Consider the following 11,217-nt stretch of genomic DNA (forward strand, 5'->3'; position numbering starts at 1 on the left):
ACGCTGTTGTGGGCGCGCGATCGCGCGCTCCTCTCGGGGCTGGCCGCCCATCATGAAAATTCCCGCTACCTGCCCGGCGTGCCGTTGCCGGCCGCGCTGCGCTGCGAGCCCGATCTCGCGATCGCGCTCGATCATGCGGCCGCCGACGACGCGCTCTGCGTGATTGGTGCGCCCGTGGCCGGGCTGCGCGCACTGTGCGCCGCGATGCGCGCCGCGCCGCGTGTGCCGGCGCACGTGATCTGGGTCTGCAAGGGCTTCGAAGCCGAAACGGAATTGATGCCGCACCAGATGATCGCCGAAGCGCTGCCGGGGCATGCGAGCCACGGCGTGCTGTCGGGGCCGAGCTTCGCGCGCGAGGTGGCGCAGGGCCTGCCGGTTGCGTTGACGGTCGCCAGCAGTTCGGCGGCGTGCCGCGATCGCACGCTCGAAGCGTTCCATCACGGCGCGATGCGCATCTATACCGGCGACGACGTGGTCGGCGTCGAAGTGGGGGGCGCGGTCAAGAACGTGCTGGCGATCGCCACCGGCATCGCCGACGGGCTCGGGTTGGGCCTGAACGCGCGCGCCGCACTGATCACGCGCGGGCTGGCCGAGATGTCGCGGCTCGGCGTGGCGCTCGGCGGCCGTGCCGAAACGTTCACGGGCCTGACCGGCCTGGGCGACCTGATCCTGACCGCCACCGGCGATCTGTCGCGCAATCGCAAGGTCGGCCTGCAACTGGCGGCCGGCTTGTCGCTCGACGAGATCCTCGCCGCGCTCGGCCATGTGGCCGAAGGCGTGCGCTGCGCCCGCGCGGTGCTGGCGCTGGCGCGCGCGCAGTCGATCGACATGCCGATCACCGAAGCGGTCTGCAGCGTGCTGTTCGAGGGTGTCGCCGCGCGCGATGCCGTCAGCGGGCTGCTGCGCCGCGACGCCAAGGCCGAGTGAATTCAGGCGGCCGCAAGCGCCGCCCTGCACGCTGGAACGGGTTTGAACGAGGCCCGGCCGGTTGCCATCATCGGATGGGAGATATCCGATGAATCTCCGTCAATTTTCCTGATTGAACGCCGATCGGCGTTGAATGTCGGGCAATGCGCTGCTGTGCTCCGGCCGGAACTGCCATGTTGCCGCCTGCGTAAAGCGCAACAAACGGTTCGGTTTCTGGCGCCGCGCCGTCATCGCGCCTACGCTTGCCTTATCGAGATTGCCCCCGATGGGAGGCTTGCATGCTCACGATCGGTTCGACGCGCATCGAAGCGCGTGTCGTCGACATCACCACGCTGACGGTCGACGCGATCGTCAACGCGGCGAACGAATCGCTGCTCGGCGGCAGCGGCGTGGACGGCGCGATCCATCGCGCGGCCGGCCCCGAACTGCTGGCCGAATGCCAGACGCTGGGCGGCTGCGCGACGGGTGACGCGAAGCTCACGCATGGCTACCGGCTGCCGGCGCGGCATGTGATCCATGCAGTCGGGCCGGTGTGGCACGGCGGGATGTCGGGCGAGGCCGAGCAGCTTGCCGCGTGCTACCGGCGCTCGCTCGAAGTGGCGGCCGCGGCCGGCTGCGCGTCGCTGGCCTTCCCGGCGATCAGTTGCGGCGCGTACCGGTTTCCGCCCGAGGTGGCCACGGCGATCGCTGTCAGCACGGTGGTGTCGATGCTGCCCGGCGCGGGCTTCACGCGCATCGTGTTCGCCTGCTTCAGCGACGACATGCTCGACCACTACAACGCCGAACTGGCGCGGCTCTGACGGCAAGCGCGTGAAGTGAACGCGTGAGGCAAGCGAATTACTCGCCGCCTTCGAAGCCGGCCTGGCGCCACGCTTCGAACACCACCACCGCCACCGTATTCGACAGATTGAGGCTGCGATTGCCGGGCCGCATCGGCAGACGCACGCGTTGCTCGTTCGGAAAGCGCGCCAGCAGCGCCTCGCTGAGGCCGCGCGTTTCCGCACCGAACACGAACCAGTCGCCGGGCGTGAACGCGTGATCGTGGAAGCGGCCCGAGCCGCGCGTGGTGAATGCGAACAGGCGCGCCGGGTCGGGCGTTTCCTTGTCGAGGAACGCGTCCCAGTCGCGATGCACGTTCATCTGCGCGTATTCGTGATAATCGAGCCCGGCGCGACGCAGCTTCGCGTCGTCGAGCGGGAAGCCGAGCGGCTCGATCAGATGCAGCCGCGCGCCGGTATTCGCGCACAGGCGGATCACGTTGCCGGTGTTCGGCGGGATTTCGGGTTCGACGAGTACGACGTTGAACATGTTCGTTTCCAGTTCGTTGATGCGTGATGCGATGGGGTTCTGCAGCGCGAGGCCGGCGCTTGCCCAAGCCGCTTCGGCCCCGCTAATCCTTCGCGGTGCGCAGCGCGACGTAGTTCGTCACGCGCCGCGCGCCCGCTGCCTTCAGCCTTGCGGCCAGCGCGTCGAGCGTGGCGCCCGATGTCATGACGTCGTCGACGACGCCTACATGCAGCCCGCGCACCTCGCCCGCAACGACGAACGCGCGCGCGACGTTGGCGCGCCGCGCTGCTTCGTCGAGCCGCGATTGCGGCGCGGTGTGCACGGCGCGCGCCACGAGTCGCGCATCGGCTGGCACGCCGAGGGTGCGTGCGAGCGGCTGTGCGATCGCCCAGGCCTGGTTGTAGCCGCGCTCGACGAGCCGTTGCCGCGACAGCGGCGCGGGCACGATCACGTCGGGCCGCGGATCGCCGGCCGGCGCATCGGCGGCCATGCGCGCGAGCCGCTCGCCGAACAGCGTACCGACGGCGAGCCGCGCGCGGAACTTCAGATCGAGCACCAGCGTATCGAGCGGCGCGCGATAGTCTGCCAGCGCGAGCGTTGCATCGAACGGCGGTGGTGCGGTGCGGCAGCGGTCGCAACGGTAATCGGTGCGATGCCCGGCCGGCGCGCGTTGCCGATGCGGTTGTCGCGCAGCAAGCGGCAGCGCGCATTGGGTACAGCGCAGGCGCGACTCGTTCCAGTACGCCGCGTCGCAGGCTTCACACAGCACGTTGCGTGACGAATTGCCGCACAACGCACACAGATTCGGCAGCGCAACGGCAATCGCGCGTCGGCAAGCCATGCGCAGCGCCCCAGCGAGCCCGGCCGACATGCTGCGGCGCAATACGGCGGTGATGTTCATCGGGTTTCTCCACGCGGGCCGCTCGCACTGAAGCACGCGAGGCTAGCGAGTATACTTCGCGCACTTCGCCAGTTTGCCCGACATGTCCTCCGTTTCCGCACCCTCCGGCCGTCCGGCCAATGATCCCCGGCATCTGCAGCGGATCTTCGATCGCCGTGCCGCCGCCTTCGACGCGGTTGCATTCCTGCCACGAGAAATTGCCCAACGCATGGGCGAACGTCTCGACTACATCAAGGTGAATCCATCGGGCGTGCTCGATGCGGGCTGCGGCGTCGGCAACGATCTGCCGCTGCTGCGCGCGCGGTTTCCCGAGGCACCTGTCTATGGCGTCGATCTATCCACGGCGATGCTCGCGCGTGCGGCCTCGCAGGAATCGGCCGATACGAGCTGGCGGCGGTTCCTGCCGGCCTCGCTGTCGAAGGCGCTCGGCCAGCGCGGGCCGCGTCTCGCGCAGGCCGATTTCGCGGCGTTGCCGTTCGCGGGCAGTGCGTTCGATTTCGTCTGGTCGAATCTCGCGTTGCACTGGCACTCGCGCCCGGACCTCGTGTTTCCCGAATGGCAGCGCGTGCTGCGCGTGGGTGGCCTGCTGATGTTCAGCACGCTCGGCCCCGATACGCTGCGCGAATTGCGTGCCGCTTATGCCGATGCTGAGGCCGTTACCGATTGCGCGCCGCGCCCACACGTGATCGACTTCGTCGACATGCACGATCTCGGCGACATGCTCGTCGAAAGCGGTTTCGAGATTCCCGTGATGGATCAGGAAGCGTTGACGATCACCTACAAGTCGGCCGCCTCGCTGTTGGCCGACGTGCGGCGCTGGGGCGCCTATCCGTTCGCGCGCGGCGCGGGCGAACGCCTGCCGGCACGCACCTATCGTGCGTTGGTCGATGCGCTCGAAGCGCGTCGGCGCGACGACGGCACCATCGCCTTGAGCTTTGAAGTGATCTACGGACACGCCTGGAAAGCCACGCCGCGCATGACCGCGGAAGGTCATGGAATCGTGCGTCTGGAAGATATCGGACGCGGCCCTCGCAAGAATATTTAATGCGGTAAAGAGGGGTTTCGTTATGCCGGAAATTAGCGCTCGAAAACGACGCCGAAAAGCCTCCTAAAATGCTTGAAACGCTTGTCCAGCATGGGTTTGGAGGCGCCGGGGGCTTGCTTGTAGATGCGGTTTTTCACGCCTATAATGCGTCAGTTTGCCATTCTGTAAACGCCCCGCAATACAGGGCTGCAGGCCCGTTTCGGGCCAGCTTCGATGCCGATCGCGAGAGGCAGCGATGAGTGGAACGACAGGTATCTCGGACACCGAAACAGTTTTGATGGATTGGCTCATCAAGCGCAATTGTTCGGTTTCGCCGCGCCAGTTCGTGGCGTGTTACGTGTCGCTGGCCGTGTTCTCGCTCGCGATCGCCGTGCTGTTGTGGTGGCGCGGCGCCTGGCTCGTGCTGCCATTCACCGGCGCGGAGTTGTTGGCGGTCGGCGCGGCATTCGCCATCTATGCGCGCCACGCAGTCGATTACGAACGCATCAGGTTGTTTCCGCATCGTCTGCTGATCGAGCGGATGAGCGCCGAGCAACTGACGCGCTTCGAGTTCAACCCGTGCTGGGTGCGGGTCGAACCGGGGGCGTCGCCGCGCGATCCGGTCAGGGTCGTGTCGCGCGGGCAGAGCGTCGTGGTCGGGCAGTACCTCGCTCAATATCGGCGAGCCCAGTTCGCTCGTGAGTTGCATGCGTCGTTGAGGCGATGCGGCTGATCAGGGCGGCCGCCGGCATCGTGGGCGGGTGGGGGGAGGGTAGGAATGACAATTTTGGGTAAGGAAATCATGAAAACAATCAATCGCGCCCTCATTGGTTTGCTGGCGGTAGGCGGGTTACTCGCGTCCGGCGCTGCCCTGGCCGTCGGCGACAGCCCCGGTGGGCCGCGCGTCAACGAGATCAACCTCCAGCCCCCCGTCACGAAGATCGCGCAGGAACTGTACGACCTGCACACCATGATGCTGATCCTTTGCACGGTGATCTTCGTCGGCGTGTTCGGCGTGATGTTCTATTCGGTTTTCGCACACCGCAAATCGCGCGGCCACAAGGCCGCGAATTTCCATGAAAGCACCACCGTCGAAATCATCTGGACGATCGTGCCGTTCGTGATCGTCGTGCTGATGGCGCTGCCGGCCACCAAGGCCGTGGTCGCCATGAAGGACACCACCAACGCCGATCTGACCGTCAAGGTCACGGGCTATCAGTGGAAGTGGGGCTACGACTACGTGAAGGGGCCGGGCGAGGGCATCAGCTTCGTGTCGACGCTGACCACCCCGCGCAGCGAAGTGAACGGCCAGCAGCCGATCAGCGATACCTATCTGCAGGAAGTCGACAACCCGCTCGTGGTGCCCGTCGACAAAAAGATCCGCATCATCACCACGGCCAACGACGTGGTCCATTCATGGTCCGTGCCGGCGTTCGGCGTCAAGCAGGACGCGATCCCGGGCTTCGTGCGCGACGCCTGGTTCAAGGCCGACAAGATCGGCACCTATCGCGGCTCCTGCACCGAGCTGTGCGGCAAGGAACACGCCTACATGCCGGTGGTCGTGAAGGTCGTGTCGGCGGACGATTACGACAAATGGGTCAAGGACGAAAAGGCCAAGGCCGCTGCCGCGACGCTCGATCCGAACAAGGTCTGGACCAGCGCCGAGCTGATGGCGCACGGTGAGGACGTCTACAAGGCCAATTGCGCGGCCTGCCACCAGCCGAACGGCAAGGGCCTCGGTGCGTTCCCGGCCATCGACGGCAGCAAGATCGCCACCGGCCCGATCGCCGTGCACCTCGACATCGTGCTGCACGGCAAGGGCGCGATGCCGAGCTGGGCGTCGCTGTCCGATGTCGATCTGGCCTCGGTGATCACCTACGAACGCAATGCCTGGGGCAACCACATGGGCGACGCGCTGCAGCCGAAGCAGGTGACCGACGCGCGCAACGGCAAGATGCCCGAAGGCGGCGCGGCACCGGCCGCCGGCAACGCGCCGGCCGCGAATGCATCGGCATCCGAAGCATCGGCGCAGGCTGCGGCGGCAACGGGCGCGTCGGATGCCGGTGCGGCGGATGCGGCGCAAACCGCCGCGCTGCCCGCCGCGATCTATTTCGACACCGGCAAGAGCGACCTGCCGGGCGACGCCCGGGCCGTGATCGATGCGGCGGCGCAATATGCGAGCGCGCATGCCGATGCGAAGCTCACGTTGTCGGGTTACACGGACAAGACGGGGTCGGCGGCTGCCAATGCCGATCTCGCCAAGCGCCGCGCACAAGCCGTGCGCGACGCCCTCAAGGCCGCGGGCGTGGCCGAGGGCCGCATCGTGCTGCAAAAGCCGCAAGCGATCACGGGTGGCGCCGACGCCAGACAAGCGCGACGGGTACAGATCGCACCGGCCGCCTGAGCCACCGTTCGTCGTCCTGACCGACGGCATCGGAATACGAATTAGGAGACATCCATGTCTAGCATTGGACACGACGTACCCGCAGACCACGCGCACGACGAGCATGCGCACGCGCTGCCGCATGGCTGGCGCCGCTGGCTGTTCGCAACGAATCACAAGGACATCGGCACGCTGTATCTGCTGTTCTCGTTCGTGATGTTCCTGTCGGGCGGCGTGATGGCGCTCGGCATTCGCGCCGAGCTGTTCGAGCCGGGCCTGCAGATCATGCGCCCCGAATTCTTCAACCAGCTCACCACCATGCACGGCCTGATCATGGTGTTCGGCGCGATCATGCCGGCGTTCGTCGGCTTCGCGAACTGGATGATCCCGCTGCAGATCGGTGCGTCGGACATGGCCTTCGCGCGCATGAACAACTTCAGCTTCTGGCTGCTGCCGGTGGCGGCGGTGCTGCTGGTCGGTTCGTTCTTCGCGCCGGGCGGCGCCACGGCAGCCGGCTGGACGCTCTATGCGCCGCTGTCGACGCAGATGGGGCCGGGCATGGATTTCGCCATCTTCGCGGTGCACCTGATGGGCGCCTCGTCGATCATGGGCGGCATCAACATCGTCGTGACCATCCTCAACATGCGCGCGCCGGGCATGACGCTGATGAAGATGCCGATGTTCGCGTGGACCTGGCTGATCACGGCCTACCTGCTGATCGCCGTGATGCCGGTGCTGGCGGGTGCGATCACGATGGTGCTGTTCGACCGCCATTTCGGCACCTCGTTCTTCAACGCGGCCGGCGGCGGCGACCCGGTGATGTACCAGCACATCTTCTGGTTCTTCGGGCATCCCGAGGTCTACATCATGATCCTGCCGGCGTTCGGGATCGTCTCCCAGGTGATCCCGGCGTTCTCGCGCAAGCCGCTGTTCGGCTACAGCTCGATGGTGTACGCCACCTCCTCGATCGCGATTCTCTCGTTCATGGTGTGGGCGCACCACATGTTCGCCACCGGCATGCCGGTCACGGGCCAGTTGTTCTTCATGTACGCGACCATGCTGATCGCGGTGCCGACCGGCGTGAAGGTGTTCAACTGGGTCGCCACGATGTGGCGCGGCTCGCTGAGCTTCGAGACCCCCATGCTGTTCTCGATCGGCTTCCTGTTCGTGTTCACGTTCGGCGGCCTGACGGGCCTGATGCTCGCGATGGCGCCGCTCGACATCCAGTATCACGGCACCTATTTCGTGGTGGCGCATTTCCACTACGTGCTGGTGGCCGGCTCGCTGTTCGCGCTGTTCTCGGGCTGGTACTACTGGTCGCCAAAATGGACCGGCTGGATGTACAACGAGATGCGCGGCAAGATCCACTTCTGGGCGACGATGATCTTCTTCAACGTCACGTTCTTCCCGATGCATTTCGTCGGCCTGGCCGGCATGCCGCGCCGCTACGCAGATTACCCGGCGCAGTTCACCGACTTCAACCAGGTGGCGACGATCGGCGCGTTCGGCTTCGGCCTTGCCCAGGTGTACTTCCTGTTCGCGGTGGTGCTGCCCGCCTATCGCGGCGGGGGCGAGCTGGAGCGAGCCGGCGACAAGCCGTGGGATGGGGCGACCGGCCTGGAATGGACGGTCCCGAGCCCGGCACCGTTCCATACCTTCGAGCACCCGCCGACGGTCGACTGACGCACCATGCGCTGGTCGCCCGGCCCGGGCGGCGGCGCCCACCACCCGCCCGAGCCGATGACCCGCCACTCTTCACAAGCACGCACACCCGCGCAGATCCGCGCGGGCAACAAGCGCCTCGGCCTGATTTTGCTTGCCGTGGTCGCCGTATTCTTCATTGCCGCCGTCGCCAATCAGTGGATCGCTTCGACCTCATGATGTAGACGCCGGCCCAGACAGAGAGGATTCCTCACCATGTCGAAATCGATCGCCGAGGCCGACAGCCTGTTCAACCGCACGATGCTGATCAAGCTCGTGATCGTGGCGGCGCTGATGTTCGGTTTCGGCTTTGCGCTGGTGCCGATCTATCGCGCGATCTGTCAGGCGACCGGCATCAACAATCTCGTGCAGCGCGATGTCAGCGCGCGCGAGGCGCGCAACACGCAGGTCGACCTGAGTCGCACGGTGTCGGTCGAACTCGATGCGAACGCGCGCGGGCCGCTCGGCTTCCGGCCCGAGCAGCGCAGCCTCGACGTGCATCCGGGCGAGGTGATGACGGTGGTGTACGAAGTCACCAACGGGCAGGACCGGCCGGTCGTCGCGCAGGCGATCCCGAGCTACGCGCCGAAGCAGGCGACCGAGTACTTCAAGAAGATCGAGTGCTTCTGCTTCACGCAGCAGACGCTGAAGGCCAACGAGTCGCGCAAGATGCCGGTGGTGTTCGTGATCGACAAGGCGCTGCCGAAGGATGTGAAAACCATCACGTTGTCTTACACGTTTTTCGAACTGAACAAGCCGGCGCCGGTGGCGGCCGTGCAGGCCAGCCCGGGCGCGTGACGCGGCAGGGCTGCACGGCGAATGCAATGCAGGCGGGAGAGGTCATGGCACAAGGCTCGATCGGCAAGACGTTCAAGGCGGTGTTGTGGTCGTTCTTCGGCGTGCGCAAGCGCAGCGATCTGGAGGCGGACGCGCAATCGCTGAATCCGCTGCATGTGCTGCTGGTCGCACTGGTCGCGGCGGCGCTGTTCATCGGCGTGTTGTTGCTGATCGTGCGGGCGGTGGTGGGGTAGCGGCAGGAACAACGGCGCGAGGCGTTGCGCTCGCGCGGCGGTCCGGGTGATCCGGACTCAACTGGACTGAAGTGGAGAATCAAGCATGAGCGCTCATAACGAAAGCCCTTACTATTTCGTGCCGCATCCGTCGCAATATCCGATCAGCGCGGCGCTCGGCCTGCTCGTCATGCTCGGTTCGCTGGCGCTCTGGATCAACGGCCACGGATGGGCGCCGATCACGGTGGTGCTCGGCCTGCTGTGGGTGCTGTTCGTGCTCTATCACTGGTTCGGCGATGCGATCTCCGAATCGGAAGGCGGCATGTACGGCCAGCGCGTCGACAAGTCGTACCGCTGGAGCATGAGCTGGTTCATCTTCTCCGAGGTGATGTTCTTCGGCGCGTTCTTCGGCGCGCTGTTCTATGCGCGCGAGATCGCGATGCATCAGCTCGGCAGCCTCGATTACCGGCTGATCTGGCCGGACTTCAGCGCGGTATGGCCGAACGAGGGGCCGGCCGCGCTGGCCGGGCACTTCCGCACCATGGGGCCGTGGCCGGTGCCGACCATCAATACCGCGCTGCTGCTGACCTCGGGCGCGACGCTGACGGTGTCGCACCACGCGCTGCGCGAGGATCACCGCCGCAAGGCGATCGCCTGGCTGGCTGCCACCATCGTGCTCGGCGTCTCGTTCCTGTTTCTGCAGGGCTTCGAATATTTTCATGCGTACCACGAGCTGAATCTGACGCTGGCCTCGGGGGTTTACGGTTCGACGTTCTTCCTGCTGACGGGCTTCCACGGCTTCCACGTGTTCCTCGGCGGCACGATGCTGACGGTGGTGCTGGTGCGGATGCTGCGCGGGCACTTCACGGCCGATCACCACTTCGCGTTCGAAGGCGCGGCGTGGTACTGGCACTTCGTGGACGTGGTGTGGCTCGGCCTGTACGTGGTGGTGTACTGGCTGTCGTAAGCGCGAGGCGTGGGCGGGCCGGCTTCAGCGGCCCATCGGGATGCCGGTCGAGTGAATCCAGCCCATCCAGTTAGCGAACAGGATGAACAGGAACAGCGAGATCGACAGCCCGACGCGCGTGGCGAGCGACCAGACCATGCGCTTGGTGTGGCCACGGTCGTGCATCATGAAATAGAGGGCTGACGCGAGGCTTGCGAGGATCAGCGCAAACGCGATGGGAACGAGGATGTGCATGGCACTTACCGTTGACCGGCGGTTCGTCGACGACCGGACGATTATCGCACTTCGCTCCAGCGGATGCGAATGTTCTGGAGTCCGAAGATGAAGCTGCATTGGCTGCCCGCGCTGCTGATTCTCGCGGTGATTGCGCTGACCGTGCGGCTCGGCTTCTGGCAACGCGATCGTGCGCATCAGAAGGAAGCGCTGGAAGCGAACGTGACGCGTTATGAACATGCGGCGCCGTTCGTCGCGGGCGCTGCGCCGGTGACGCTGCAGGCGGTGGAGTTTCATCGCGTGCGTGCGACCGGGCGCCTGATTGCGGCCGACGCCGTGTTTCTCGACAATCGCGCGTACCGCGATCAGCCCGGCTTCTATGTGGTGATGCCGATGCGGCTTGCCGACGGCGCCTACGTGCTCGTCAACCGTGGCTGGTTGCCGCGCAATCTGGCCGAACGCACGACGATCGCGCCGTTCGCGACACCGCCGGGCGAGGTGACGATCGAGGGCATCGCGCGCGCCGACGCGTCGCGCGCGTTCGAGCTCGGCAGCGGCGGCTCGGCCGCGCATCAGCCGATCCGGCAGAACCTCGACGTGGCCGAGTTCGCGCGCGAGACGGGGCTGCCCTTGCTGCCTTACGTGATCCAGCAGACCAGCCACGGCGACGACGGCCTGGTGCGCGACTGGCCGCAGCCGACGCAGGATGTCGGCCGCAACTACGGCTACATGGTGCAGTGGTGGGCGATGGCGGCGGCTGCCGCCGTGGCGGGCCTGTATGCCGCGCGGCGTGCGGCCCGCAAG

The 11,217-nt window shown here is 66.1% G+C and carries 14 protein-coding genes; 11 read left to right on the forward strand and 3 right to left on the reverse strand.

From position 1 onward, the window contains the following. Both ACYP33_RS02595 and ACYP33_RS02600 read left to right on the forward strand, forming a co-directional pair. Positions 1-927, forward strand: a 927-nt coding sequence (locus ACYP33_RS02595; RefSeq protein ID WP_459619540.1) for an NAD(P)H-dependent glycerol-3-phosphate dehydrogenase, incomplete at its 5' end; no start/stop codon positions are given. 278 nt (positions 928-1,205) lie between these two features. After that, positions 1,206-1,727, forward strand: a complete 522-nt coding sequence (locus ACYP33_RS02600) for an O-acetyl-ADP-ribose deacetylase (protein WP_414443158.1) — start codon at positions 1,206-1,208, stop codon at positions 1,725-1,727. Positions 1,728-1,764: 37 nt separating this feature from the next. Here the strand turns inward: ACYP33_RS02600 and trmL are convergent, their stop codons facing one another. Then, a complete protein-coding gene (gene trmL, locus ACYP33_RS02605) occupies positions 1,765-2,235 on the reverse strand; it encodes a tRNA (uridine(34)/cytosine(34)/5-carboxymethylaminomethyluridine(34)-2'-O)-methyltransferase TrmL (RefSeq protein ID WP_206129623.1) in 471 nt (156 codons plus the stop codon). Positions 2,236-2,317: 82 nt separating this feature from the next. Continuing rightward, positions 2,318-3,115: a ComF family protein gene (locus tag ACYP33_RS02610; RefSeq protein ID WP_414450940.1), complete on the reverse strand. Its 798-nt coding sequence runs from the start codon at positions 3,113-3,115 to the stop codon at positions 2,318-2,320. A gap of 82 nt (positions 3,116-3,197) precedes the next feature. On the opposite strand from ACYP33_RS02610, the gene ACYP33_RS02615 reads away from it, so the two are divergent. The 8 genes from ACYP33_RS02615 (at position 3,198) to ACYP33_RS02650 (ending at position 10,200) form a co-directional block, all read left to right on the forward strand. After that, positions 3,198-4,160 carry a methyltransferase domain-containing protein gene (locus ACYP33_RS02615; RefSeq protein WP_459619543.1) on the forward strand — a complete coding sequence of 321 codons (963 nt, stop codon included), beginning with the start codon at positions 3,198-3,200 and terminating at the stop codon, positions 4,158-4,160. 235 nt (positions 4,161-4,395) lie between these two features. Next, positions 4,396-4,872 (forward strand): DUF2244 domain-containing protein, encoded by a 477-nt coding sequence (locus ACYP33_RS02620; protein ID WP_414443155.1) that lies wholly within the window; start codon positions 4,396-4,398, stop codon positions 4,870-4,872. 45 nt (positions 4,873-4,917) lie between these two features. Continuing rightward, the gene (gene coxB / locus ACYP33_RS02625) at positions 4,918-6,543 is read left to right on the forward strand and encodes a cytochrome c oxidase subunit II (RefSeq protein WP_459619546.1); all 1,626 of its coding nucleotides are present in this window, start codon (positions 4,918-4,920) and stop codon (positions 6,541-6,543) included. Positions 6,544-6,597: 54 nt separating this feature from the next. After that, positions 6,598-8,205 (forward strand): cytochrome c oxidase subunit I, encoded by a 1,608-nt coding sequence (gene ctaD / locus ACYP33_RS02630; RefSeq protein ID WP_414443153.1) that lies wholly within the window; start codon positions 6,598-6,600, stop codon positions 8,203-8,205. Between the two features lie 57 nt (positions 8,206-8,262). Next, positions 8,263-8,403, forward strand: a complete 141-nt coding sequence (locus ACYP33_RS02635) for a cytochrome oxidase small assembly protein (protein WP_414445665.1) — start codon at positions 8,263-8,265, stop codon at positions 8,401-8,403. A 36-nt stretch (positions 8,404-8,439) separates the two neighbouring features. Next, positions 8,440-9,021, forward strand: coding sequence for a cytochrome c oxidase assembly protein (locus ACYP33_RS02640; RefSeq protein ID WP_414443152.1), 582 nt, complete (start codon positions 8,440-8,442; stop codon positions 9,019-9,021). 44 nt (positions 9,022-9,065) lie between these two features. After that, positions 9,066-9,254: a DUF2970 domain-containing protein gene (locus tag ACYP33_RS02645; protein WP_414450944.1), complete on the forward strand. Its 189-nt coding sequence runs from the start codon at positions 9,066-9,068 to the stop codon at positions 9,252-9,254. 85 nt (positions 9,255-9,339) lie between these two features. After that, on the forward strand, positions 9,340-10,200 hold the full coding sequence (locus ACYP33_RS02650) for a cytochrome c oxidase subunit 3 (RefSeq protein WP_414443150.1): 861 nt from the start codon (positions 9,340-9,342) through the stop codon (positions 10,198-10,200). Positions 10,201-10,224: 24 nt separating this feature from the next. Here ACYP33_RS02650 and ACYP33_RS02655 read toward each other — a convergent pair whose 3' ends face one another. Then, positions 10,225-10,434 (reverse strand): twin transmembrane helix small protein, encoded by a 210-nt coding sequence (locus ACYP33_RS02655; protein WP_206129766.1) that lies wholly within the window; start codon positions 10,432-10,434, stop codon positions 10,225-10,227. 87 nt (positions 10,435-10,521) lie between these two features. On the opposite strand from ACYP33_RS02655, the gene ACYP33_RS02660 reads away from it, so the two are divergent. Next, a partial coding sequence (locus ACYP33_RS02660; protein WP_459619549.1) for an SURF1 family protein occupies positions 10,522-11,217 on the forward strand: 696 nt, incomplete at its 3' end.

Source organism: Burkholderia sp. 3C (assembly GCF_054589155.1).